Below are 25955 nucleotides of genomic sequence, written 5' to 3'. Positions count from 1 at the left end.
AGAGGCGGAGGGGGCTGTACCCGGCTGGCGGGCAAGCCAGCACTGACGTAGCAGTCTGAAAAAAGCGTAAGTGGAGAGAAACGAAGGGCGTCCGGCACAACCGGACGCCCTTTGTCTTTACCGCCTGCGGGGATCAGCGCCGGTCGTCGTTACGCGCCTGCTGCTGCCCATGTCGCGCCTGCTCCTGCTGCGCCCGTTGCTGTTGCTGCTGCTGTTGTTGCTGGCGCTGCTGCTCCTGGAACTGCCGTTGACGGTCCTGCTGCTGGCGCTGCTGTTCCTGGAACTGACGCTGCTGGTCCTGCGCCTGCCGCTGTTGCTGCTGCATCTGTTGCTGTTGCTCCTGCGCGCGCCGCTGCTGTTCCTGGGCCTGACGCTGCTGCTCCATCTGCTGGCGTTGCATCGCCTGCTGCCGCTGCTGTTCGAACTGCTGACGCTGCTGTTCCTGGAACTGGCGTGCCTGCTCCAGTTGCTGACGTTGTGCGGCCTGCTGGCGTTGCTGCTCCATCTGCTGGCGCTGCTGTTCCTGGGCCTGACGCTGCATGTCCTGCTGCTGCCGCTCCTGCTGCGCGCGCTGCTGGTCGAACTGACGCTGGCGTTCCTGTGCCTGGCGCTGGACGTCCTGCTGCTGGCGCTCCTGCTGCGCGCGCTGCTGGTCGAACTGACGCTGGCGTTCCTGTGCCTGGCGCTGGACGTCCTGCTGCTGCCGCTCCTGCTGCGCGCGCTGCTGATCGAACTGATGCTGGCGTTCCTGTGCCTGGCGCTGGACGTCCTGCTGCTGGCGCTCCTGCTGGGCGCGCTGCTGGTCGAACTGATGCTGGCGTTCCTGTGCCTGGCGCTGGACGTCCTGCTGCTGCCGCTCCTGCTGGGCGCGCTGCTGGTCGAACTGCTGGCGACGCTGCTGATCCTGCGATTGCCGCTGCTGATCCTGCATCTGACGCTGTTGATCCTGCATCTGGCGTTGCAGCGCCTGTTGTTGCTGCCGCTGGTTGTCCGTGGACAGGCGCTGCTGGTCCTGCATCTGCCGTTGCTGATCGTGCATCTGGCGCTGCTGGTCACGCTGCTGCTCGAACTGCTGGCGCTGGGCATCCGACACCCCGCTGCGCAGCCCGTCGGGCCGCTGGCCCGGCCCACGGCCTAGCTGCGCCGCCTGGCTCATGCGTACGTCCGGTTGCCAGGCCTGCGCCGGCTGCGGGCCGCGCCGCGCATTGTCCCTACCCGGCTGGCCTGGCTGGCCCTGCCGGCGGTTGTCCGCGCCAGCCGCCGGCCCATGCCACGCCGGCCCGGCGCCACCGGTGCCGCCTTCGCGTGCAAAGCGGCGGGCCAGGTCGTCGGCGCCAACTCGCCCAGGCGGGTGCGCGGCAATGGCCTGGCGTTCGAAGCCCTGCCGTGCCATTGGCGGCAGTCCTTGCGGCCGCGCGCCACCGATCAGGCTGGACTTCACCGGCCCCATGATCGGGCCGCCACGCCCCTCGCCTGCCGGGAGCTGGCGCCATTCGTCGCGATGGCTGCCACGCGGAACGGGCCGCCCCTCCACGAAATTGCGCGACGGCATGCCCGTGATCGCGCCCGGCACATTGCGGTTCATCCAGCGGTCGCGGTCACCGCCCCGCATCCACGTGTTGTTCACGGGGAAGTTGTTGATACGCGTGACATAGCGCGGGCTGGCGCGGTAAACCGGCCGGTAGACGTCGCGCGGCCCCAGCGGATACCAGGCCACGCCCGGGCCACCGCCAATGCGGATGCTGGCGCTGCCGACAAAGCCGACCACGGCCGGTGCATAGCACGGCCGCACCGCCACCGGGCCCGGCACCCAGCCCCAGCGGCTGCCGAAGTAGGCCCAGCGCCCGTAGTGCGACGGCGCGAAGCCCCACGGCGCGTCGTCGATCCAGGTCCAGCCCCACGGCGCCACCCAGGCCCAGTGGCCCGTGCTGTACGGCGCCCAGCCCGCCGACACTTCGCGCGGAAACCACACGGCGCCATAGCCGGGGTCCTGCTGCCAGTCGCCGTAGTCATCCAGCGCGGTATAGCCGGTCATGTCGGGCGGTACATAGCGCGCGGACGGCGACGCATCCTCTCGGGCATCGCGGGCCGCGGTCCACTGGTCGAAGCTGTCGGGCGGCGGATAGTTGCCCGGGCCTGCGTCGGCCAGGTCGGTGCCCGTAAACCGCATGCGCTGCCCGCGACCCAGTTCGATCGAGCGGGTATCGCCATACAGCACGGCGCTGCCATGACGCATCGACACCAGCGTGGATGTGCCGTCGGGCGACACGTCGATCCGGTAGTCGCCCGGCTCGCGCGGCACGAATGCCAGGTTCGGCGTATCCACCTCGACCTGCTGGTCGGCCGGCAGCGCCCGCACGCGCAGTTGCAGCGTGCCCTGGGTCAGCTTCACCTGGGTCGCGCGGTCGTCAAGGTTCAGGATCGTCGCGGCGGTACCGCCCCCCAGCCGCACGGCCGTGGTGCCCGCGTGCAGTTCCGCCCGGCCGCCCGGGTCTACCCACAGCCGGTCACCGGTCGTGATCGGCCGGTTCAGGCCCACGGCCGCCCATTCGTCCGAGCCGGCGGGCGCAAAACTGAGGCCGCCGGCCATTTCGGTCACCGTGGCGATACGCGAGGGCGGATCTGCCACCATCGCGGACGGATCGCCCAGCACGTTGGCATCGCCAGGATCCTGCTGGATATAGCCGGGAGGCATGCCGGGGGCGCCGGGGTTGTAGTCCTGTGCACGGGCGTTCACCTGGACACAGAGGGCGGCAGCCAGGCCGATGGCGGCTGGCACGAACGCGAAGCGATGACGGGATTGCATGATCGAATACCTGATTCCGGTGGGCCATGCCGGCGACCTTGGCGGCATGCACCCGCTGCCACCGTATATCGGATAACGGCGTAGCGACCGGGCTGTGTACCGGACTTTGTAAGCACATATTTCCCCGCCGTCTCACGCTGGCGTGCGGGACAAAGGTGGATACAAGTCTTGCAGATGGGGGAAATACGCGCGGATCGGCGCCAGCCTGACAGCCCGACAGCCCGGTTGCAGCCGATGCTGCATTGCAGCATCGGGACAGGGGGGTCAGCGCCAGCCGCCGGAATTCAACGCGGCTGGTTGCGCAGGAAATCGGTCAGGCGGTCTGCCGGCATCGGCCTGCCGTACAGGTAACCCTGGGCCTCGATACAGCCGTTGCCCAGCAGGAAGTCGCGCTGTTCCACCGTTTCCACGCCCTCGGCCACCACGCCGATCCGCAGGCTCTGGCCGACATTGATCACCGAACGGACGATGGCGGCATCCACGCTGTCCTGCGTAACGTTGCGGATGAACGACTGGTCGATCTTGAGCCGGTCCACCGGGAACGTCTTCAGGAAACTCAGCGAGGCATAGCCGGTACCGAAATCGTCGCAGGTCAGCGTCACGCCATCGCGGCGCAATGCCTGCAGCTGGTCTGACACCTCGTCGCCCTGTTGCAGCGCGATGGTCTCGGTGATCTCGATCTCCAGCCGGTCCGGCGGCAGTTCCAGCGCGCGCAGCACGTGGCGCACCTCGGTCAGCAGGCGGCTTTCGGCCAGTTGGGCGGCAAACAGGTTGATGGCCACGCGCGGCGCGTCGGGGAAGGTCAGCGACCACGCCCGCGCCTGCGCGCAGGCCGTGTGCAGCAGCCACATGCCCACGTCGGCGGCCACGCTGCTGGCGGCCAGGGCATCGATGAACGCCGCCGGGGTCAGGAGGCCCAGCGTGGGATGGCGCCAGCGCATCAGCGCCTCGGCACCCACCACGCGGCCATCGCGCAGATCCACCTGCGGCTGGTAGAGCAATTCGAACTGGCGTTGGGCGTAGGCTTCGCGCAGGGCCTGGACGAGCGACAGGCGCGTCGTCACGTCGGTACGCATCTGCGGCTTGAAAAAACGGATGGTCCGGCCGCCGTCGTGCTTGGCCCGGGCCAGCGCCAGGCTGGCTGCCGCCAGCACGTCGGCCGTGGAATCGCCGCCGGCGGGCATCACGCAGGCGCCCAGGCTCGCCAGCACGTGATGGCGGTTGCCATTCAGCTCGTAGGGGGCCGACAGCATCGACAGGATGGCCGCGCTGACGTGGCGCACCAATGTGGGGTCTGAAATGGAGGTCAGCAGCACGCCGAACTCGTCGCCCCCCACCCGGCCAACCACGGCATCGCGCGGCGAGGCGTCGCGCAGGCGGCGGGCCACTTGCTGGAGCACGGCATCGCCTTCCAGGTGGCCGTGCATGTCATTGAACGCGCGGAAATCGTCGACACCCACCAGCAACAAGGCAAAGCGGGGCGTCGTCTCGCCATGCAGACGCGCCTCGACCCGCTTCAAGAATGCCTGGCGGACGACCACGCCGGTCAGCGGATCCAGATCCGCCGGCGGCAAGGCGCCAGTCACCTGTGCCTCCGACTTGGCCACCATCCCTGCCCTATCAGTTGTGATGAACATTTTCCCCGCTCAAGCTATCTGGCAAGTGTGACGAAAACTTTGAAAAAAGCAAGGGCTTCAAATTGGCGCCGCCGCGGCGCAACGGCGCTGGCTGGCGGGAAGCCGTCGACCGTTGAAATGGCCCGGACGTTACAGTACCCTACGCCGCAAACGCCTACCACCCGTTCGAGGGATACCCCCTATTCGAGTGGGGGTCCTGGCAGACGGCCCCCGCTGGTCCCGCCGGCCGCGGCCGTCCGCCCAACGAGAGACTCCATCGACCGTGAACCACTGGACCATCCGCACGCGCATCCTGGCAAGCTTCACCTTCATCCTGCTGGTCATGACGCTGATGAGCGCGGCTGCCTACAACCGGCTGTCCGCCATCGAGCATGAAACCACTGTCATGCGCACCGACGCGCTGCCCGGCCTGAACTACAGTGCCGGCATGCGCGGCGTCTGGGGCGAGATCTACGTGCTGGCCTGGCAGACCGTGACGGCGTCCGACCTGGCCCAGCGCTCCAGGCTGCTGTCCCAGACCGAAGAGGCCACGCGCCGGCTGGACAAGCTCCAGAAACAATATGCCGACTCGATCCAGCGCGAGGCTGATCGCAACCGTTTCAAGGCGTTCCTCGATATTCGTGCCAGATACGAGCAGGCGGCCCAACCCTACCTGGACCCCACACGCTGGCGCGACACGGCCACCGCCGAAGCCACCCTGCGCAGCAGCGCCCATGACCTCTGGGCTGACGGCCGCAAGGCGCTGCAGGACCTGGTAGACGACAACGGCGCCGTCAACGACCGCGCCGCCGCGGGCATCGTCGACTCGGTCAGCGCCGCCAAGACCAGCATCGAGGTGGCGCTGGCCATCGCCGTACTGGCCGCCCTGGTCTGCGGCTACCTGCTGCTGCGGGCGATCAACGGCCCGATGCGTTCGATCGTTTCCCTGCTGGGCACCATGCGCGGCGGCGATCTGCGCCAGCGCATGACGCTGAACCGCCGCGACGAATTCCAGGCCGTGGAGGCAGGCTTCAACCAGATGGCCGGCGAGCTGACCTCGCTGGTGGGCCAGGCCCAGCGCTCGGCCATCCAGGTCACGACTTCCGTCAACGAGATTGCCGCCACGGCCCGCCAGCAGCAGGCCACCGCCACCGAGACGGCCGCCACCACCACGCAGATCGGCGCCACGTCGCGCGAAATCGCGGCCACCTCGCGCGATCTGGTCCGCACCATGAACGAGGTCTCGCACGCGGCCGAACAGACCGCCGGCCTGGCGGGCACGGGCCAGGTGGGGCTGTCGCGCATGGAAACCACCATGCACCACGTGATGGATGCCGCCGGGTCGGTCAACGCCCGGCTGGCTACGCTCAACGAGAAGGCCGGCAATATCAACCAGGTGGTGACCACCATCGCCCGGGTGGCCGACCAGACCAACCTGCTGTCGCTCAACGCCGCGATCGAGGCCGAGAAGGCCGGCGAGTACGGCCGTGGGTTCTCGGTGGTGGCTACCGAGATCCGCCGCCTGGCCGACCAGACCGCCGTGGCCACCTACGATATCGAGCAGATTGTGCGCGAGATCCAGTCCGCCGTATCGGCGGGGGTGATGGGCATGGACAAGTTCTCGGAGGAAGTGCGGCGCGGCATGTCCGAGGTGACGCAGGTGGGCGACCAGCTGTCGCAGATCATCGGTCAGGTGCAGTCGCTGGCCCCGCGCGTGCAGATGGTCAACGAGGGCATGCAGGCCCAGGCCGGCGGCGCCGAGCAGATCAACCAGGCGCTGATGCAGTTGTCCGAAGCCGCCCAGCAGACCGTGGAATCGCTGCGCCAGTCAAGCCAGGCCATCGACGAACTGACGCTGGTTGCCAACGAACTGCGCAGCGGCGTGTCGCGCTTCAAGGTCTGAGCGGACCCGCCGCTTTCCGCCATGGCGCTCTTCCTGCTGTTCCGCATCGGCCCCGACTACTACGCGCTGGATAGCGCCGAAGTGGCCGAGGTCTTGCCGCTGACCGTCACCAAGCAGATCCCGGGCGCGCCCGCCTGGGTCAGCGGGCTGATGACAAGGCGCGGACAGACCGTACCCGTGATCGACGTGACGGCGCTGGCCACCGGCGTGGCCGCCGGGGCGCGCACCAGCACGCGCACGGTGCTGGTCCATTACCGGCGCCCCGGCACCGCCGATGGCGCAACGCACCTGCTGGGGCTGCGGCTGGAATATGCCACCGACACGTTGCGCTGCGATCCGGCATCGTTCGCCGACAGCGGCATCGATCCCGGCCCGGCGCGCTATCTCGGCCCGGTGCGCCAGGACGCCCGGGGGCTCGTGCAATGGATCCGCGTGTCCAACCTGCTGCCCGACGCCGTACATACCCTGCTGTTTCCGGAGCCAAATCCCGCATGACGGATCTGCCCCATCCTCCCACGCAGATCGAAGCCTTGCTCAAGGAGCGCATCGGGCTGGACGCCGCCGCGATCGGGCCGGCCGTGATTGCCCGCGCGGTAGATGAGCGCCGGCAGGCCGTCGGGGCGCGGGACCCTGCCGCCTACTGGAACCTGCTGCACGCGGTGCCTGACGAACTGCAGGCGCTGATCGAAGCCGTGGTGGTGCCCGAGACCTGGTTCTTCCGCCACCGCGAGGCCCTGCTGGCGCTGGGCCACTTTGCCGCCCACCGCGCGTTCGGCGACGGCGAGCGCCTGCTGCGCGTGCTCAGCGTGCCGTGCTCGACTGGCGAGGAGCCGTATTCGATCACCATGGCGCTGTTCGATGCGGGCCTGCCCGCCGACCGCTTCCGTGTGGATGCGGTGGACGTCAGCGCCCGGGCGCTGGAACGCGCCCGCGCCGGCCTGTATGGCAGCAACGCCTTTCGCGGCGTGCCGCTCGATTTTCGCGACCGCTATTTCGCCCCGGCACCCACCGGCTACCAGCTATCGGACAAGGTCCGCGCGCAGGTGCGGCTGCTGCAGGGCAACCTGATGTCACCCGGCCTGCTGGGCAATGAGCCTCCGTACGATTTCGTGTTCTGCCGCAACCTGCTGATCTACTTCGATCCGGCCACGCAACGGCAGGCAGCACAGACGCTGCAGCGGCTGACCGCCGCGCACGGGCTGATCTTCGTGGGGCCGGCCGAAGCGAGCCTGCTGACCCGCGAAGGCTTGACCAGTGCCGGGGTGCCGCTCGCCTTTGCGTTTCGTCCTGCGCAGGATGCGCCGGCCCTTGCCCCAACGTCCGCGCCGCCGCCCGCACCGTATCCGCGCCCGTGGCAGCCCGCGGCACCCGCAGCACCCGCAGCGTCTGTTCGCCAGGCGCCCCCGGCTGCCGCCATGCCAGCGCCCCGGGCCACGCGCATGCCGTCGGCCGGAGGTCCGGCCCACCCACCCAGCGCGGCGGCCGACAACCCGCTGGCATCGATTTCGGCCATGGCCGACCGGGGCGAGCTTGATGCCGCGACAGCAGCATGCCAGCAGTATCTGACGGGTCATGGATCGTCGCCCGACGGCTGGTGCCTGCTGGGCGTGCTGCACGACGCTGCCGGCCGCATCGCCGATGCACATGCCGCCTACCGCAAGGCGGTGTATCTTGACCCGGGACACGAGGAAGCGCTCTACCACCTGGCTGCCTTGCTCGATAGCGAAGGCGATGCCCCCGGCGCCCACCGGCTGCGCGAGCGCGCCCAGCGTCATGCCCGACTGAGCCATGGCTGATTCCATCATCCACCACGCCCCCACCACGTTGCCCGGCCTGGCCGCCGGCACCGTGGACGACTGCTGGCGCCGCATCGGCACCGGCGGCGACCGCTCCTGCCCCAGGCTCAACGATCACCTGCGCTGCCGCAACTGCCCGGTCTATGCCCAGGCCGCCGTGACGGTACTCGATTCCCTGTCCGCCGGCAGCCTGTGGGACAGCACTGCCGGCAACGCCGAAACCGCGGACACCGTGGGCCGTGACCGCACTGCCGCCCAGTCGCTGCTGATCTTCCGGGTGGGCGATGAATGGCTGGCCCTGCCCACCGCCGCGCTTGGCGAGATCACCGCGCCCGTGCCGGTGCATTCGCTGCCGCACCGGCGCCACGCCGCCCTGATCGGCGTGGCCGCGGTACGCGGGGTGCTGCTCACGTGCGTGTCGCTGGCGCTGCTGTTCGGCGCCCCCGAAGGCGCAGGCCAGCAGACCACGCGCTGCCTCGTCCTGGGCCAGGGCCGCAATGCCATCGCGCTGCCCGTGGCGGAAGTGGCGGGCGTCGAGCACGTGCCGCGCCTCGCGCTGCTGCCACTGCCCGCCACGCTGACGCGCGCTTCGTCGCGCTACACGCAAGCGCTGTTCGAGCACGCCGGCCGCAGCGTGGGATTGCTCGATGCCGACCTGTTGCGTCAGGCACTGTCGCGGAGCCTGGCATGAATCCGGAGCAATTGCGCGATGCCTCGATGCTGGACCTGTTCGCGCTCGAAGCCGACGCGCAGGCCGAGGTATTGAACACCGGCCTGCTGGCGCTGGAACGCGACCCCACCACCGCTTCGCATCTGGAAGCCTGCATGCGTGCCGCCCACTCGCTCAAGGGCGCGGCACGGATCGTCGGGCTCGATGGCGGGGTGCGCGTGGCCCATGTGATGGAAGACTGCCTGGTGGCAGCCCAGCGTGGCGGTATCGTGCTGCAGCCGGCCCATATCGACGCCCTGCTGCAAGGCACCGATCTGCTCCAGCGCATCGGGCACCCGCCCGGCGGCAACCTCAACTGGCCCGAGCTCGACGGGCGGCCCGAGATCGACGCCTGGATCGCGCGGATGAGCCGTCTGCTTGACGGTGACGAAGGGCTGCCGGATGCAGTGGCCGCGTCCGCACCGGCACCGCTGGCGGCCCAGCCCGAAGCGCACGCTGCCGCGCCGGCATCCGATGCCGGTCACGCGGCGCCTCCCGAGGCTGCGCCCGATCCTGCCTTCGGCGGCGACACGCAGGAACGCATGCTGCGCGTCAACGCCGACCGCCTGGACCGCCTGCTGGCGATGGCTGGCGAGGCCATGGTCGAATCGCACTGGCTGCGGCCGTTCGGCGGCGCCATGCAACAGGCGCGCCGCCAGCAGATGCGCGCGCTGCAGGCAATCGACAGCGTGCAGGCGCTGCTGGACACGCCCGAAGGCTCGGTGACGCGCATGCGCGCCGCCCTGGCCGAAGTGCGCCAGCTGCTTGAAGACGGACACGGCCAGCTTTCGCAACGCGTGGACGAGTTCGACCAGTATGATCATCGCGCCAGCCGCCTGTCGCGCCGGATCTACGACACCGCGCTGTCGTGCCGCATGCGTCCGCTGTCTGACGGCATGACCGGGTTTTCGCGCATGGTGCGCGACCTGGGCCGCACGCTGGGCAAGCACGTGCATCTGGTGCTTTCGGGCGAGCAGACGCAGGTAGACCGCGACATCCTGGAACAGCTCGATGCGCCGCTGGCCCACCTGCTGCGCAATGCCGTCGACCACGGCATCGAACTTCCCGATACGCGCCGCGCGGCCGGCAAGCCCGAGGAAGGCCGGATCACGCTGATGGCGCGGCATAACGCGGGCCGCCTGGTGATCGAGATCTTCGACGACGGTGCCGGTGTCGATCTCGACGCGCTGCGCGCAGCCATCGTACGGCGTGGCCTGGCCCAGGCCGACACCGCCGCGCGGCTGTCGCAGGCCGAGATGCTCGAATTCCTGCTGCTGCCCGGTTTCAGCCTGCGCGAAACCGTGTCCGAAGTTTCCGGCCGTGGCGTGGGGCTCGATGCCGTGCAGGACATGGTCCGCGCCGTGCGCGGCAGCCTGAAGCTGTCGCAGCAGCCCGGCAGCGGCCTGCACTTCCATCTGGAACTGCCGCTCACGCTGTCCGTCGTGCGTGCGCTGCTGGTGGAAATCTCGGGCGAGGCCTATGCGTTCCCGCTCGGGCTCGTGCATCGTGCCGTGGCCCTGCCACGCGATGCCATCGAGCAGACCGAGCAGCACCAGCACTTCCGCCACGAAGGCCGCCCGGTGGGGCTGGTCAGCGCGGCGCAGATCCTGCAGCGCCCGGAACAGCCGCGCGAAGGCGATACCACGCCCGTCGTGGTGATTGGCGAGCAGGAGCGCATCTACGGCATTGCCGTGGATCGCCTGCTGGGCGAGCGCATGCTGGTGGTGCAGCCGCTGGCGCAGGCGCTGGGCAAGATCAAGGACATTGCCGCCGGCAGCCTGACCGACGATGGCACGCCGGTGCTGATCTTCGATGTCGAGGACATGCTGCGCTCGGTGGAAAAGCTCGTCTCCGAAGGCCGTATCGAGCGCGTACGGCAGGCCGGCACCGAGGCCGCCGTGGTGCGCCGCAAGCGCGTGCTGGTGGTGGACGACTCGCTGACCGTGCGCGAACTGGAGCGCAAGCTGCTGGCCGGGCGCGGGTACGACGTGAGCGTGGCCGTGGACGGCATGGACGGCTGGAACGTGCTGCGCGCCGAGGCATTCGACCTGATCATCACCGACGTCGACATGCCGCGCCTGGACGGCATCGAGCTGGTCACCCGTATCCGGGGCGATGCACGGCTGGCGCAGTTGCCAGTCATGATCGTGTCGTACAAGGACCGCGAACAGGATCGCGAACGCGGCATGCAGGCCGGAGCGGACTACTATCTGGCCAAGGGCAGTTTCCATGACACCGCGCTGCTCGATGCCGTGCGGGACCTGATCGGCGAGGCGCGCACATGAAGATCGGCATCGTCAACGACTCCGCACTGGCCGTGGCCGCACTGCGACGCGCGCTGGCACTCGACACTTCGCTCGAGATCGCCTGGGTCGCCGGCAACGGCGAGCAGGCCGTGCAGATGGCTGCCAGCCAGACGCCCGACCTGATCCTGATGGACCTGCTGATGCCGGTGATGGACGGCGTGGAGGCCACGCGCCGCATCATGGCCGCCACGCCTTGCGCAATCGTGGTGGTGACGATGGACCTGGGCCGCAATGCCAACCAGGTGTTCGATGCCATGGGACATGGCGCCATCGATGCCGTCGACACGCCCACGCTGACCCAGTCCGACGCAACGCTCGCCGCGGGCCCGCTGCTGCGCAAGATCCGCAATATCGGCCGGCTGCTGGCGGGGCGGGCCCAGGCCCCGCAAACGCTCTCCGCCGCCGCGCCGGCACCGGCCGCGCCACGGCTGGTGGCGATTGGCGCATCGGCCGGCGGCCCGGCGGCGCTGGCGGCGCTGCTGGGCGCCCTGCCCGCCGAATTCGGCGCGGCGGTGGTGGCCGTGCAGCATGTTGACGAAGCCTTTGCGCAGGGCATGGCCGAATGGCTCGACGCGCAAAGTCCGCTGCCGGTGCGCATTGCACGTGCTGGCGAAACGCCGCAGGCCGGCACCGTGCTGCTGGCCGGCACCAACGATCATCTGCGGCTGGTAGCCGGTACGCGGATGGCCTATACGCCCGAGCCGGGCGACTATCTTTACCGCCCGTCGATCGACGTGTTCTTCGAAAGCGTGGTGGAACACTGGCGCGGCGATGCCCTGGGCGTGCTGCTGACCGGCATGGGCCGCGACGGCGCCCAGGGCCTGAAGGCCATGCGCGAGCGCGGCTTCCTGACCATTGCGCAGGACCAGGCCACCAGCGCCGTCTATGGCATGCCGAAGGCCGCCGCCGCACTGGGCGCGGCCAGCGAGATCCTGCCGCTGCCACGCATCGCGCCCCGGCTGGTCCGGGCCTTCGGCGGCCAGGCGACAACAAGAAACAAGGGGTAATGGAAAATGCCTAGACCTGGGAACCCGGCCGATCCGTCGGCCTCCGGCAACGAATACCTGGCCATGGTGCTGCTGGTCGACGACCAGGCCATCATCGGCGAAGCGATCCGCCGCGCGCTGGCCGGCGAGACCGACATCGACTTCCACTATTGCGCCAATCCCGAGGAAGCGGTGGCCGTGGCCGAACGCACGCAGCCCACCGTGATCCTGCAGGATCTGGTCATGCCCGGCACCGATGGCCTGACGCTGGTACGCCGCTATCGCGAGAACGCCGGCACGCGCGACATTCCGATCATCGTGCTGTCCACCAAGGAAGAGCCCACGATGAAAAGCGCCGCGTTTGCCGCCGGCGCCAACGACTACCTGGTCAAGCTGCCCGACACGATCGAGCTGGTCGCACGCATCCGCTATCACTCGCGCTCGTACCTGAACCTGCTGCAGCGCGACGAAGCCTACCGTGCGCTGCGCCAGAGCCAGCAGCAGTTGCTGGAGACCAACCTGGAGTTGCAGCGCCTGACCAACTCCGATGGCCTGACGGGCCTGTCCAACCGGCGCTATTTCGACGAATACCTGGGCGCCGAGTGGAAGCGCGCCCAGCGCGAGCAGACGCAACTGGCGCTGCTGATGATCGACGTCGACGCCTTCAAGGCCTACAACGACACCTACGGTCATGTGGCGGGCGATGAAGTGCTGCGCCGCGTCGCCACCGTGATCCGCGAGAACTGCGCACGGCCGGCAGACCTGCCCGCGCGCTTCGGCGGCGAGGAATTCGCGATGATCCTGCCGGCGACGTCGCCCGGCGGCGCGCGCCTGCTGGCCGAGAAGGTACGCCGCTCCATCGAGACGCTGCGTATCGCGCACAGCGGATCGCCCACCAGCGGCTTTCTCACGGTCAGCATCGGCGGCGCGGTGATCGTACCGGGCGCCGACGGCAACTTCAGCCGGCTGGTCGAAGCGGCCGATACCGGTCTGTACCAGGCCAAGCGCAACGGCCGCAACCAGGTGGTGATGGTGTAGGGACCCCGGCACGGCGGCGGCGCGCATATGCCAGCGTGCCCGCTTGGCATGCATTCTGCGGTACGAACGGCTCCACATACGTCTTCGTGCACACAAGGAGGCCGCCACCATGCCCAAGCAGTCACCACCAAAGTCGAACCCTGCCACGGCAGGCACCGGGAGCCAGACCACGCCCCAGCATTCTGGCAACAATCCCAGCCAGGACCGCGCGTCGGGCAGCAATCAGGACGGCACCTACGAAAAGGCCGTGGCCGACCGTCTGTCGGGCCGCCCCCAGCACCTGGGATCGCCGAGCGTCGGCAACCTGGTATCGAATGCCGGCAAGACGCTGACCACCAATCAGGGCCTGCAGATTCCCGAGGACGACGACTCGCTCAAGCTCGGCCTGCGCGGCCCCACGCTGCTGGAAGATTTCCACCTGCGTGAAAAGATTACCCACTTCGATCACGAACGAATCCCCGAGCGGGTCGTGCACGCACGCGGCGCGGCGGCGCACGGCTATTTCGAGCTGACCGAGTCGATCGAGGACTACACGACTGCCGGATTGTTCACCCGCGTCGGCGAGAAGACGCCGGTCTTCGTTCGATTCTCCACGGTGGCCGGATCGCGCGGGTCGGCCGACCTGGCGCGCGACGTGCGCGGCTTTGCCACCCGGTTCTATACACGCCAGGGCAACTTCGACCTGGTGGGCAACAACATGCCGGTGTTCTTTATCCAGGACGGCATCAAGTTTCCGGACTTCGTGCACTCGGTGAAGCCGGAGCCACATAACGAGATTCCGCAGGCAGCGTCGGCCCACGACACGTTCTGGGACTTCGTCTCGCTGCAGCCCGAGTCGATGCATATGGTGCTGTGGACGATGTCAGGCCGTGCAATCCCGCGCAGCTTCCGGACGATGGAGGGCTTTGGCGTCCACACGTTCCGGCTTGTCAACGCCAAAGGCGAGGCGACGCTGGTCAAGTACCACTGGAAGCCCGTGGGCGGTGCGCATTCGCTGATCTGGGACGAGGCGCTGAAGATCAACGGCAAGGACCCCGACTTCCACCGGCGCGACCTCTGGGAATCGATCGAGACGGGCCAGTTCCCCGAGTACGAGTTCGGCGTGCAGCTGGTGCCCGAGACCGAGATGCTCAAGCTCGGCTTCGACCTGCAGGACCCGACCAAGATCATCCCCGAGGAACTGGTGCCCGTGAAACGCATCGGGCGAATGGTGCTGGACCGCAACCCCGACAACTTCTTTGCCGAGACCGAGCAGGTGGCATTCCATCCCGGGCACCTTCTGCCGGGCATGGACTTCACCAACGATCCACTGCTGCAGGCGCGCCTGTTCTCGTATATCGATACGCAGATCACACGGCTGGGCGGGCCGAACTTCCATGAATTGCCCATCAACCGCCCGCTTTGCCCGGTACACAACAACCAGCGCGACGGGTTCATGCGGCAGACCGTGGTACAGGGCAAGGAAAGCTACCAGCCCAACTCGGTCAGTGGTGGCTGTCCGTTCCTGGCCGGCGACAAGGACGCCTACCGGCACTATCCGGCGCCCGCAGAGGACGGCGCGGTCAAGGCCCGCGTGCGCAGCAATACGTTTGCCGATCACTTTTCGCAGGCCAACCTGTTCTGGCGCAGCCAGTCGGACGTGGAGCAGCAGCAGATCATCGACGCCTACAGCTTCGAGCTGTCCAAGGTGCAGGACCCGGCCATCCGTTCGCGCGTGGTGGGCCAGATCGTACACATCGCGCAGGCGCTGGCCGATGGTGTCGCGCAGCAGCTCGGCATCGCCGTAGAGCCCGTGGGTCCGGCGGTGCAGATCAATGACTACGGCGTGCAGACATCGCCCGCGCTCAGCCTGGACGCCCAGCCCAAGGGCGATATCACGGGCCGCAAGATTGCGGTGCTGGTCAACGACGGCGTGGACGATGCGGCGATCCAGTCGCTGCGGTCGATGGCCGAAGGCCTGCGCGCCAGCGCGAAGATCGTGGGCCCGCGCGCCAGCAGCGTGACCACTGCAGGCGGCGCCACGCTGCAGGTGGACTTTGCGCTGTCGTCCGTCGGCTCGGTGCTGTTCGATGCGGTCTATGTACCCGACGGCAAGAACCCGCCCGCTGACCCGGACCCCCGGGCGCTGCTGTTCGTCAGCGAAGCCTACAAGCACTTCAAGGCAGTGGGCGCCGGCGGCAACGGCGCAGTGCTGGTGGCCGAGGCCGCGCGGCGAGCCGGCATACAGGGCGGCTTCGCCGGGCCCGGCCTGGTCATCGGAAAGAGCGAGGATGCCAAAACCCATCAGGCGTTTCTTGACGCCGTGGGCCAGCACCGCTGGTGGCAACGGCCCGATGCGATGAAGATTCCGGTCTGATTGACGTGACGGCGGCGCGATTGTGGCGCGGCGTGCCACCGTCGCGCCGCGCTACACCGCTCTTGTTTCGAGCGCGGGTTCGCGCGCCTCGGACGAACGCTGGCGCAAGGCGAACGACAGATGACAGGTCACCACCACGAGCATGTCGTCGCACGCCGCCATGTAGTTGCCTGCGCCGTCAGCTCAGGTTCAGCGTACGTTCCGATCGTTCGGCGCCCGCCCCGTCTTCGAGCCGGTCGTCATGCCGGTCGTGGAGATAGTCGCGGCGCTGCACGCGGATACGGTTTTCGATGTCCTGTACCCCGAACACGTCGTCGGCAATGTCTTCGATCAGGTGCTTCTCGTAGCGGTCGTCGACCATGCCGGACAGCGTGACGACACCGCTCTCGACTTCGACCGACACTTCTGACACATCGATACCGTCATGCATCGTCAGGCGCTCGCAGATGTCGTCGCGGATCAGGTCGTCGGCGCGCCGGTAGTCTTTCGGGCCCGTGTAACGTGCCGTGCCAATACGCGCGGAGCTGACCGGGTGGGTCGGATGCGCGCGGTATCCCGGGTCTCCCGGATACAGGCGCTGCGCACCATTGAATGACTGTCCACCGCTGTCGCTGCTGCCGAAGTACCCGGCGCCACCATAGCCCGGTTCATCGTGACGCTGCGCGCGGTCCCGGTGCGCGTGCGCGCGCCAAGTCTCGGACCCCGATGGCTCCCGGAATTGCGGGCCGGTATCGCGTGCCGCATCGCGCGTGGCATCGTCATCGCTCCGCTCATGCCGGTGACGGCGCAGAAAGTCGAACATGATCCGCTCCTGATGGTTGCAGATACCGTGCTTGGCGCAAGAAACGTGCCGCAACGGGCGAATGACCACGTAGGCTATTTGGGGCGCGGTGGCTTCAGGTCTTCGCCCACGGCGGGCAGCCTGCCCTGCTGCCGCAGGATGACCGCCTGGGCCACCGCCGCACCGGCATTCTCGACTTCCTTCTGCACCCCGGCATCCTCGTCGAGCGCGCGATGTGACGTGGCATACGGTGCGTAGTAGCCGATAAAGCGGTCAAGCCGCGCCGGGGCACCCGCTTCGATCAGACCCATCCAGTTCAGCCAGTCGGCCAGCGATCGGCGCACACCTTCGATGCCCGCGACATCGCCATGCACGACCACGCCGAAGACGCGCCCGGCCAGATGTTTGGGGTAGTCCCAGCCTTTCAATTCCAGTGCCTTGGCTTCCGGCACCGTCTTGCCATGCGTGCTGCTGGGATCAGGGTTGCCGCCATCGGCACAGACCAGCCGGTCCATCATCAGCTTCAGCGGGCTCGGCGACTGATACCAGTAGGTGGGCGTGACGATCAGCACGCCATGCGCCCGCACCCAGCGTGGATAGATCTCCGCCATCCAGTCATTGACCTGGCCGAGCGAGTGGTTCGGATAGCAGCTGCATGGCCAGTGGCACAGCGGCATCGACGTGGACACACAACCCTTGCAAGGATGGATATGCCGATCCGGGTCGGATGCCAGCAGGCTCAGGTCGAGCGTATCGACCGTCATGCCCAGTGCTTCCATGCGCGCCCGGGCGATACCGGCCAGGCGCCAGGACTTCGATATTTCACCTGGACAGGTGTAGTCGTTTCTGGCGGCACCGATGACCAGCAGCACGCGCAAGGGGCCGGTGGAGTCGTCGTGCTCGCGCTGGGCATCGCGCACGGCATCGCGTGTCTGGCGCCATTCGACGGAGATCTCATAGTCCGGATCGGCTGCGCCGGGGCCGGCCTTTTCGGTTACGGGCGCCTTGCGGCCTTCGCTATAGGCATCCCATGCGATGGCTTCGAGCCGGTCGATGGCGGCATCCTCGGCGCGAAAGGCCGGATCGTGAAAGCGCGCGCAAAAGCGTTCGCGGAACACGTCGCGCGTTACCTTGTCGGTAACCTGGCCCTTGCGTACATCGTGGGCGGCATCCGCGTTGGCGTCGGAGCGTTTCTTTTCTGCCATACAGGGTCTGATCCAGGGGCCACCCAGTCGCCGCTACTGCGGCGGCTGGCCGTTCGACGCACTCAGCCCGCCATCCACCGGGAGGTTCACGCCAGTGATGAAGCGCGCGTCATCGCTCGCCAGGAAGGCTATCGCCCCGGCGATATCGTCGGGCTCCGCTGTGCGCCCCAGCGCGATGCGCTCGCGGAATTTGTCGAGCAGCGCTTCGTTCTTGAACATGTCGACGGTCAGGTCCGTGCGCGTCAGTGTCGGGCACACTGCGTTGATACGCACGCCGTCGCGCCCATAGTCCAGCGCCAGCGCGCGCGTCAGATTGACCACGCCGCCCTTGGCCGCGTTGTAGAAACACAGCTTCCAGTCCGCGCCCAGCCCCGACACCGACGCAGTGTTGACGATGCAGCCCTTGGTGCGGATCAGGTGCGGCAAGGCGACGCGCGCGCCGAAAAACACGCCGTCAAGATCCGTCGCCATGACTTTGCGCCAATCTTCGACACTGGCTTCGGTTGCGCGGCCTTCGGGCGCCACCCCCGCGTTATTGACCATGACGTCGAGCTTGCCGAAACGGTCCACTGCAGCGCGGACAAGCGCCTCCACCTGGTCGAGCTGACTCACATCCGTCACCTGCACCAGACTTTGCCCGTTTGGCAGGTTGCTGGCGACCTGATCGAGTTTGGCGCGCGTACGGCCCGCCAGCACGACTGCCGCCCCCTCTGAGGCAAACCTGCTCGCGGCAGCAGCGCCGATGCCGGACCCCGCACCCGTCACGATCACGACCTTGTCCTGAAAACGGTTCATGGCCTGGCTCCCCGGCTTATCGCGCACCGCCGCCAGCGCTGCCGCCCATGCCGCCGCCCATGCCGCCGCCCGTGGCGCCACCCGAGGTGCTGCCACCCATGCTGCCGCCTGTGCCAGGACTTGTGGCGCCCGTGGTACCGCCGGTGGTGCCTGCCGCGCCGACACCGGTTCCTGTCTGCGCATACGCGGCGCCCATGCAGAGCGCCGCCGCTGTCATTGCGATCAGCTTGCGTGGTTCCATGCCTTGTCTCCCAATGGATGGATGAAGGATGAGTGGATGAAGGGTCTGCACGATGCTCGCAACGGCCGTGCCGGGTGGCTACCCACCGCCGCTGCGGCCCGCAACGGTCATCGGTGCCCGCAGCGTCGCCGCCACGTGACGGTCCCGCGCAGGTGTTGTGCGCCATACGTGGCGCCCTGCGAATCCGGTACCGGGCAGTAAAAATCTCCCTGTTGCCGTCAGATGTACGCGCAACGGCTGCATCCGAGGCTTCGGGCGCGCCCGAAGTGGCTTGGCACGCTCGATGCGTCGCTTGGAGCCCTTCGGATGCCATGCATGAGGAATGCGACCATGAGCGATACGCCAACCAAAGACACGCAAGCCGCCCGCCACGCCAGTCAGCCGCTGACCAACCATCGCTATGGCGGGCACAGCGGCGTGAGTGACGATCATCGCAAGTGCCAGTACGAACAGGCCATGCCCGCTCACCTGGACAACTCCCCTACGCCGCGCTACGCACCGTGCGGCACCACCGAGCCGGCCGGCATCGAACAACACGGGATGTATGGCACCGCGCCCCGCAAGTCCGCGCTGCCGTCATCGCTGGCCCAAGCCACGCGTCCGTTGCCCGGGCCCGCTTCGCTCGGGCAATACGACAACGACGACATGCGCCCCGTGGCACCGCTGAGCGATATCCAGCAGCGTGAGGTACTTGACGAGCGCCTGGCGCAATGGGTCGACCCCGGCACCGTCAAGGCAACATTGGCGGACGGCGTCTGCGTGCTGAGCGGCCGCGTGCATGACGCGGAAACGAGAGCCCGCATAGAGCATGCTGCGCACGAGTGCCTGCCGTCGTACGAGATCAGCAACCAGCTGGAACTGGCGACCTTGGCATAACGGCCTGAAAGGCCAGATCCACGGGCACGCTTGTTGCGCCACGGTGGTTTCCGATTGCACATCACAGGAGACTGCAATGGCATCCAATCTCTCTTCCTCACGGGGCGCCGGCATTGTTGGCTCAGGCGTTGGTGACGGCCCCGGCCCCGAAGTCATGGCCGCTTCGAGCCTGGACGACACCAAGGTCTATTCGTCCGACGGCGAGCACGTTGGCGAGATCAAGGAGATCATGATCGACGTACAAGGCGGTCGGGTCGCCTACGCGGTGCTGACCACTGGCGGCTTTCTGGGCATTGGCGATACGCTCCACGCCATTCCCTGGAGCGCGCTGGTAATGGACACCGACGCCAAGTGTTTCCGGCTGGGGCTGACGGCCGACCGCATCAAGGATGCTCCAGGCTTCAACAAGGATAGCTGGCCGCGCATGGCCGACCCGCAGTGGGCTACAACCGTCCACGAGTACTACGGACGCGATCCGTACTGGACCGATGTTGGCGGCACGATATAGCCAACCCGCACGGGGTGCCGCATTTGGCATCCTGCGGCATCGCGCACCTGTATGCCACGGGTGCGCGAACCCGGGCGACGTGCGGATCTACCCGCTGCGGCACGCCTTACAAGCCGGTGATTCAAACGCCGGTAAGGCAGCCTGCGGCAGGCCACGGGGTCACGTATGGATACTGCCGCTGATCGCCGCCGCAATATGGTGGAACTGCAGTTGCGTCGACGCGGCGTCGTAGACGCCCAAGTCCTGCACGCCATGGGCGACGTGCCGCGCGAGCAGTTCGTACCGGAATCGGCCCGGCCGAGTGCCTACGACGATGCGCCACTGGGCATCGGACAGGGCCAGACCATTTCGCAGCCGTATATCGTCGCCCGCATGATCGAAGCTGCCCGGCTGACCCCTGCGGCACGGGTGCTGGAGATTGGCACCGGGTCGGGCTATGCCGCCGCCATCATGGCGCGCATTGCTGCCCACGTCGACACAGTGGAACGACATGGCGCGCTGGCGAATGCCGCAGCGAGGCGGCTGGCCGGGCTTGGCCTGTCGAACGTGGACGTGCACATTGCGGACGGCACACTGGGCTGGCCGGACGGCGCACCGTACGACGCCATCATCGCCGCGGCCGGCGGCCCACGTATTCCCGATAACTGGATCGCGCAACTGGCGCCAGGCGGCACGCTGGTGATGCCGCTGGGCGCGCTGCATTCACGCCAGACGCTGGTGCGCGTCGTTCGCGAGGCAAATGGGCGCCTGACGCGCGACGATCTCGGCGAGGTCATGTTCGTGCCGCTGATTGGCGAACACGGGTGGGAAGACCCCCGCGCGCCAAACATGAGCCCGGCAGCGCGGGCGTTTGCCGACGCCGCCCTCCCGCTTCCCGACATCGACGATCCTGATTTTGCCGAATGGGTCGACCGCTTCGCCGATTGCAAGGTGGTGCTGCTGGGCGAGTCGTCGCACGGCACCTCCGAGTTCTATCGCGCGCGCGCCCGCGCCACCCAGCGGCTGATCGAACGGCATGGCTTTTCCATTGTCGCGGTGGAAGCCGACTGGCCCGACGCGGCCGCAATCGACCGTTACGTGCGCCAGCGGCCGGGCCTGGGAGGCAGCCAGTCTGTCCAGTCCGTCGATAGCAGCACCGAGGCATTCGCGCCGTTCTCGCGCTTTCCCACGTGGATGTGGCGCAATACAGAGGTAGCCGCATTCGTGCAATGGCTGCACGGCTACAACGCACAGCGGCCCGCGCTGGCACACGCCGGTTTCTTCGGGCTGGACCTCTACAGCATGAAGGCGTCGATGGCATCGGTACTGGCCTACCTCGACAAGGTGGACCCGGCAGCCGCGGCAGAGGCCCGCCAGCGCTACGCCTGCCTGGATCCGTGGCGGCAGCGGCCTTCGGTCTACGGGCGCGCGGTGCTGTCAGGCGCCTACTCGGCCTGTGAAGACGCAGTGATCGCACAACTGCAATCGCTGCGGGCACAACGCATCGACTATGGCAGCCACGGATTCGAAGACTACTTCGACGCGGCCCAGAACGCACGGCTGGTTGCCTCGGCGGAACAGTACTACCGCCTGATGTACTACGGCGCCGCCGCAAGCTGGAACCTGCGCGACACCCACATGTTCGATGTGCTGACCCGCCTGCTCGATGCGCACGGCCAGCAAGCCAGGGCGGTGGTCTGGGCCCACAACTCGCATATTGGCAACGCGGCCGCCACTGCCATGGGTACGGATCGGGACGAGCTGAATATCGGCCAGTTGTGCCGCCAGCGCTTTGGCGCCCACGCTGCACTGATCGGCCAGGATACCTACACCGGCACCGTGGCCGCCGCATCGGACTGGGATGGACCGATGGAGATCAAGCGCGTGTTGCCCGCTCGGACCGATAGCTACGCTTTCATTGCCTGCGAAGCCGGCGTGCCGCGCGCATTCGTGGATCTGCGCGCCAATGTGGCATCAGCCAGCGCAGCACTGCGGGCCGCGTTGATGACGCCGCATCAGGAGCGCTTTATCGGCGTCATCTACCGGCCCGATACCGAACGCGTCAGCCACTATGCGCGCGCCGTGCTGCCTGAGCAGTTCGATGCATGGATCTGGTTCGAGGAGACCACGGCGCTTACCCCATTGCCTGCAGCCACTGAAAACGCAGGAGGCATGCCCGAGACGTGGCCCTTTGGCCTCTAGGATTGTCGTTCTCCCCGTCGCCTCCGGCTTGCGCGCCTCGCATGCGCCGCATCGCACGAATGTTGCTTGAAGAAAAGCGGTGCAACCACCGGAGGACATCATGATGGACTTCCGCTCTCAACACCGCGCGCTACGCCGCCTTGTGATCTGCATGGTGCCCGTGGCAAGCGCACTTTGGTCGCTGCCGCATATCGCGACCGCCGCTGGCGCGGACGCCAGCATTCCTTCATCGACCGGCCGCACGGCAGCGCCGCGCGATACGGCCGCCGCGACTGACGAAACCATCATGGTCGACGTCAGGCAGGCGCTGGCCGGGATAGGTGGCCTGGACGCATCGCGTATCGACGTGCGTTCGGTCGACGGGGTCGTGCGCCTGCAGGGCGCGATTCGCGACGAATCACAGCGTGCCGCTGCACTGAAGGCAGCCAAGGATGTGCGCGGCGTCAGCGCCGTGTCGGACGAACTACGGGTAGCCCGAAGTGCGCGTTGAACCCATGATGCCGCTGTCGCCGTACGGATAGACCGGAATCCGGACAGGAGCGGCACGGTCCCGTTCGCGGCGCTCGCCCATCAGGCTGGTCATTCGTCTGACGATGCAGACGAAGCTGTGGGAGGCATGCGGGTGCTCGTTCCGGTTGACCCTTGCAGTTATCGTGCGAGGCGGGTCGCAGCGCTGTTGCGGCCCGTTTTTTTTTGCCTCTTTGACATGCCGCAGCATGGGGCGGCGCTGCGTTTGAAACGTACGCTCGTGTGTCAGCTTTGCAACCGAATTGTGGGATTCCTCCGACATTGATTTCGGAGCCCCGCGTCTGTCTCCCTTTTTCCCGGATGCCTATCGTTTCATCACGGCAAGCGCAATGACACAAGGCTGCCAGCTGCAACCCGCATCACGATTGCCGAGCGCGGCGCGCATCGCACGAAACGACGACTTCCTCTGGCAGCAACGTCGTCTCAGCATGTCTCGCTCGCTCCCTGAACTTCAAACGGAAAAGAGGTGAACACATGACGCAATTCAGGAAAAGGATCATTCTGGGACTGGCGCTGGCAACCACGGCGGTCCTCGCGGCCTGCGGTGGCGGCGACGACGGCATCGATGACCGCATCGGCGTCAGCAAGCCGTCGGTGCGCGTGATCCATGCGGTCACGGCTGGCCCCAATGTGGACGTGCTGCAGAACGGCGCACTGACATCGCTGCAGAACATCCCGTACAAGACCGTGTCCGGCTACTTCGATGTATCCACGGGCAACAACCTGTTCGCGTTCAACCTGACCGGTACGTCGACACAGATCGGCGCTACCACAGTTGACGCGCATACCGGTCACAAGTACACCGTGATCGCCCTGCCCGGCACCACGGCAGCCGACGTGGCGCAGATCGACGACCCGTACGGCAAGGGCCTGCTGGATACCTCGGCACGGGTGCGGACGTTCAATGCGTCGATCAATGCGCAGAACATCGACGTGTACCTGACGACGCCGGCCGTGGACCTGAACTCGGTGCAGCCGAACATGGCCTCGGTGCGGTACAAGGCCGCCGTGCCGGCATCGGGCCAGGATTCGCAGTATGTGGATGGCGGCACCTATCGCCTGCGCATCACGACGGCGGGCACGAAGACGGTGATCTTCGATTCCGGTGCGCTGACCATCAGCAAGAATGCCGACTGGCTGATCACCACGATCCCGGCCGACGGCTTTGGCGCGGTGGTGCCGAACAAGATCAAGGTACTGGTGGCGCAAAGCAACACCAGCAATGCGACGGCCCAGGAACTGGTGACGCAGACGGCGGCGCAGTAATCGCGGCCCGCCGGCAATGCCCCGGTGCCCTTGCGGCACCGGGGCATTTTCTATTGTGTACAGGCGCAGTCGCCTTACGCTTCCTCGCGCTTCAGCACGTCGAGGTGCGACAGGTAGGCGTCAAGTTCCGCCCGGCCCTGATCGGTGATCGTGTAGACACGACCATTGCCTTCCACCAGCTCGGCGGTAATGGCGCGCGCCATCATCAGGCTGCGCAGGATGGGGCGCAGCGCACGGATGTTCTTGTCTATTCCCCGGTCGCGCAGACGCTCCATCAGGTTGAACACCGTGGATGGGCTGGCCTGCACCAGCTTCAGGATGTACAGCCGGGAAACGACCCGGTCGAGCGAAGGCGTTTTCATAGGCGCAGGTGACGCAGCCAAAGGTGCGGTAAGTCTAATCATCATGCGCAGCCCGAGACTGCTGACGCAGCCAGGCTCCTCTTCTTCAATGGCTAAAAAAACGGGGTGCACGCAGTGGCACCCCGAAAGCTTGCTAGTTTCGCGCCGCCTGGGCGGCGCGATGGTTCAGGAACGCCACGGAGCGTTATTCTTCCTGGAACGCTTCTTCGCGCTTCGCCTTGATCGACGGCAGCGCCACCACGGCCACCAGTGCGGCTGCAGCAATCAGCAGACCCACCGACAGCGGACGGGTGAAGAACACCGTGAACTCGCCACGCGACAGCAGCAGCGTACGGCGGAAGTTTTCTTCCATCATCGGTCCCAGCACGAAGCCCAGCAACAGCGGAGCCGGCTCGCACTTGAGCTTCAGGAACAGGTAGCCGATCACACCGAAGGCGGCCGCCATGAACACGTCGAAGGTCTGGTTGTTGACCGAGTACACGCCAATGCAGCAGAACGTCAGAATGGCCGGGTACAGGAAGCGATACGGCACGGTCAGCAGCTTCACCCAGATACCGATCATCGGCAGGTTCAGGATGATCAGCATCAGGTTGCCGATCCACATCGAGGCGATCAGGCCCCAGAACAGCGACGGGTTGCTGGTCATGACCTGCGGGCCCGGCTGGATGTTGTGGATCGTCATCGCGCCCACCATCAGCGCCATCACGGCGTTGGGCGGAATGCCCAGCGTCAGCAGCGGGATGAACGAGGTCTGTGCCGCGGCGTTGTTGGCCGATTCCGGACCTGCCACGCCTTCGATGGCGCCCTTGCCAAACTCGTGTGCGTACTTCGAGGTCTTCTTTTCCAGCGAGTAGGCTGCAAACGAAGCCAGTGCCGCACCGCCGCCCGGCAGGATACCCAGTGCCGAACCCAGCATCGTGCCACGCAGCACGGCAGGGATCATGCGCCGGAAGTCGTCGCGGGTCGGGAACAGGTTCGTCACCTTGTTCGTGAACGTCTCGCGGGCTTCCTTCTGCTCCAGGTTCGCGATGATTTCCGCGAAACCGAACATACCCATTGCCAGCGCCACGAAATCGATGCCGTCGGTCAGTTCGGGCACGTCGAACGAGAAGCGCGCAGCGCCCGAGTTCACGTCGGTACCGATCAGGCCCATCAGCAGGCCCAGCACGATCATCGCCACAGCCTTGGGCAGCGAGCCCGAAGCCAGCACCACGGCACCGATCAGGCCCAGCACCATCAGCGAGAAGTACTCGGCGGGACCGAACTTGAATGCCAGTTCCGACAGCGGCGTTGCGAAGGCAGCCAGGATCAGCGTAGCCACGCAGCCTGCGAAGAACGAACCGATACCGGCGGTGGCAAGCGCCACGCCAGCGCGGCCGCGCCGTGCCATCTGGTAGCCGTCGATGGTGGTCACCACGGACGACGATTCACCCGGCAGGTTCACCAGGATGGCGGTGGTGGAACCACCGTACTGCGCGCCGTAGTAGATACCGGCCAGCATGATCAGCGCGGCCACCGGGGGCAGCGAGTACGTCACCGGCAGCAGCATGGCGATGGTAGCCAGAGGCCCGAGGCCCGGCAGCACGCCGATCAGCGTACCCAGCACGCAGCCCAGGAAGGCGTATGCCAGGTTCTGCAGGGTCAGTGCCGTGGAGAAGCCCAGGGCAAGGTGTTCAAACAATTCCATTTGGGGCGA

At 67.1% G+C, this 25955-nt stretch carries 21 protein-coding genes; 13 read left to right on the top strand and 8 right to left on the bottom strand.

The window, feature by feature from the left end:
• Positions 1–133 precede the first annotated feature (133 nt).
• Together A9J21_RS13570 and A9J21_RS13565 are read right to left on the bottom strand one after the other, a co-directional pair.
• The gene (locus A9J21_RS13570; RefSeq protein ID WP_066736378.1) at positions 134–2806 is read right to left on the bottom strand and encodes a DUF6600 domain-containing protein; all 2673 of its coding nucleotides are present in this window, start codon (positions 2804–2806) and stop codon (positions 134–136) included.
• A 284-nt stretch (positions 2807–3090) separates the two neighbouring features.
• Positions 3091–4416 carry a bifunctional diguanylate cyclase/phosphodiesterase gene (locus A9J21_RS13565; protein ID WP_066736376.1) on the bottom strand — a complete coding sequence of 442 codons (1326 nt, stop codon included), beginning with the start codon at positions 4414–4416 and terminating at the stop codon, positions 3091–3093.
• Between the two features lie 289 nt (positions 4417–4705).
• Between A9J21_RS13565 and A9J21_RS13560 the strand changes: the two genes are divergently transcribed.
• The 8 genes from A9J21_RS13560 to A9J21_RS13525 all read left to right on the top strand — a co-directional run bounded on the left by A9J21_RS13560 (position 4706) and on the right by A9J21_RS13525 (position 15516).
• Positions 4706–6325 carry a methyl-accepting chemotaxis protein gene (locus A9J21_RS13560; RefSeq protein ID WP_066736372.1) on the top strand — a complete coding sequence of 540 codons (1620 nt, stop codon included), beginning with the start codon at positions 4706–4708 and terminating at the stop codon, positions 6323–6325.
• 21 nt (positions 6326–6346) lie between these two features.
• Positions 6347–6820, top strand: a complete 474-nt coding sequence (locus tag A9J21_RS13555; RefSeq protein WP_066736370.1) for a chemotaxis protein CheW — start codon at positions 6347–6349, stop codon at positions 6818–6820.
• Positions 6817–8121 carry a protein-glutamate O-methyltransferase CheR gene (locus tag A9J21_RS13550; RefSeq protein WP_066736369.1) on the top strand — a complete coding sequence of 435 codons (1305 nt, stop codon included), beginning with the start codon at positions 6817–6819 and terminating at the stop codon, positions 8119–8121. The genes A9J21_RS13555 and A9J21_RS13550 overlap by 4 nt, the downstream gene beginning before the upstream one ends.
• Positions 8114–8812: a chemotaxis protein CheW gene (locus tag A9J21_RS13545; protein ID WP_066736368.1), complete on the top strand. Its 699-nt coding sequence runs from the start codon at positions 8114–8116 to the stop codon at positions 8810–8812. Before A9J21_RS13550 ends, A9J21_RS13545 begins: the two co-directional genes overlap by 8 nt.
• Positions 8809–11115 (top strand): hybrid sensor histidine kinase/response regulator, encoded by a 2307-nt coding sequence (locus A9J21_RS13540; protein ID WP_066736365.1) that lies wholly within the window; start codon positions 8809–8811, stop codon positions 11113–11115. Before A9J21_RS13545 ends, A9J21_RS13540 begins: the two co-directional genes overlap by 4 nt.
• Positions 11112–12143 (top strand): chemotaxis response regulator protein-glutamate methylesterase, encoded by a 1032-nt coding sequence (locus tag A9J21_RS13535; RefSeq protein ID WP_066736364.1) that lies wholly within the window; start codon positions 11112–11114, stop codon positions 12141–12143. Before A9J21_RS13540 ends, A9J21_RS13535 begins: the two co-directional genes overlap by 4 nt.
• 6 nt (positions 12144–12149) lie before the next feature.
• On the top strand, positions 12150–13160 hold the full coding sequence (locus tag A9J21_RS13530) for a PleD family two-component system response regulator (RefSeq protein WP_066736362.1): 1011 nt from the start codon (positions 12150–12152) through the stop codon (positions 13158–13160).
• A 109-nt stretch (positions 13161–13269) separates the two neighbouring features.
• A complete protein-coding gene (locus tag A9J21_RS13525) occupies positions 13270–15516 on the top strand; it encodes a catalase (RefSeq protein WP_082926412.1) in 2247 nt (748 codons plus the stop codon).
• Positions 15517–15694: 178 nt separating this feature from the next.
• Here the strand turns inward: A9J21_RS13525 and A9J21_RS13520 are convergent, their stop codons facing one another.
• The 4 genes from A9J21_RS13520 to A9J21_RS13505 form a co-directional block, all read right to left on the bottom strand.
• Positions 15695–16318, bottom strand: a complete 624-nt coding sequence (locus A9J21_RS13520; RefSeq protein WP_066736360.1) for a BON domain-containing protein — start codon at positions 16316–16318, stop codon at positions 15695–15697.
• Positions 16319–16392: 74 nt separating this feature from the next.
• Positions 16393–17502 (bottom strand): flavodoxin family protein, encoded by a 1110-nt coding sequence (locus A9J21_RS13515; protein WP_066736358.1) that lies wholly within the window; start codon positions 17500–17502, stop codon positions 16393–16395.
• A gap of 33 nt (positions 17503–17535) precedes the next feature.
• Positions 17536–18297 carry an SDR family NAD(P)-dependent oxidoreductase gene (locus A9J21_RS13510; protein WP_066736356.1) on the bottom strand — a complete coding sequence of 254 codons (762 nt, stop codon included), beginning with the start codon at positions 18295–18297 and terminating at the stop codon, positions 17536–17538.
• Between the two features lie 16 nt (positions 18298–18313).
• Entirely contained in the window at positions 18314–18538 is a 225-nt protein-coding gene (locus A9J21_RS13505; RefSeq protein ID WP_066736354.1) for a hypothetical protein, read from the bottom strand.
• A 330-nt stretch (positions 18539–18868) separates the two neighbouring features.
• Between A9J21_RS13505 and A9J21_RS13500 the strand changes: the two genes are divergently transcribed.
• From A9J21_RS13500 to A9J21_RS13480, 5 genes are all read left to right on the top strand, one after another.
• Positions 18869–19414 carry a BON domain-containing protein gene (locus A9J21_RS13500; RefSeq protein WP_066736352.1) on the top strand — a complete coding sequence of 182 codons (546 nt, stop codon included), beginning with the start codon at positions 18869–18871 and terminating at the stop codon, positions 19412–19414.
• A 76-nt stretch (positions 19415–19490) separates the two neighbouring features.
• Positions 19491–19922 (top strand): PRC-barrel domain-containing protein, encoded by a 432-nt coding sequence (locus tag A9J21_RS13495; protein WP_066736349.1) that lies wholly within the window; start codon positions 19491–19493, stop codon positions 19920–19922.
• A 165-nt stretch (positions 19923–20087) separates the two neighbouring features.
• Positions 20088–22103, top strand: coding sequence for a protein-L-isoaspartate(D-aspartate) O-methyltransferase (locus A9J21_RS13490; protein WP_066736347.1), 2016 nt, complete (start codon positions 20088–20090; stop codon positions 22101–22103).
• 100 nt (positions 22104–22203) lie between these two features.
• Positions 22204–22593 carry a BON domain-containing protein gene (locus A9J21_RS13485; protein ID WP_156545868.1) on the top strand — a complete coding sequence of 130 codons (390 nt, stop codon included), beginning with the start codon at positions 22204–22206 and terminating at the stop codon, positions 22591–22593.
• A gap of 512 nt (positions 22594–23105) precedes the next feature.
• The gene (locus A9J21_RS13480; protein ID WP_066736346.1) at positions 23106–23897 is read left to right on the top strand and encodes a DUF4397 domain-containing protein; all 792 of its coding nucleotides are present in this window, start codon (positions 23106–23108) and stop codon (positions 23895–23897) included.
• A 74-nt stretch (positions 23898–23971) separates the two neighbouring features.
• On the opposite strand, the gene A9J21_RS13475 is transcribed toward A9J21_RS13480, so the two are convergent.
• Together A9J21_RS13475 and A9J21_RS13470 are read right to left on the bottom strand one after the other, a co-directional pair.
• Positions 23972–24259: a helix-turn-helix transcriptional regulator gene (locus tag A9J21_RS13475; protein ID WP_066736345.1), complete on the bottom strand. Its 288-nt coding sequence runs from the start codon at positions 24257–24259 to the stop codon at positions 23972–23974.
• 184 nt (positions 24260–24443) lie between these two features.
• Positions 24444–25946 (bottom strand): tripartite tricarboxylate transporter permease, encoded by a 1503-nt coding sequence (locus A9J21_RS13470; protein ID WP_066736344.1) that lies wholly within the window; start codon positions 25944–25946, stop codon positions 24444–24446.
• Between the last annotated feature and the right edge of the window lie 9 nt (positions 25947–25955).

This window comes from Cupriavidus sp. D384 (assembly GCF_001652915.1).
Lineage (GTDB): Bacteria > Pseudomonadota > Gammaproteobacteria > Burkholderiales > Burkholderiaceae > Cupriavidus.
Note: the sequence above shows the minus strand (reverse complement) of the source record. Positions and strands in the feature narration are given on the sequence as shown.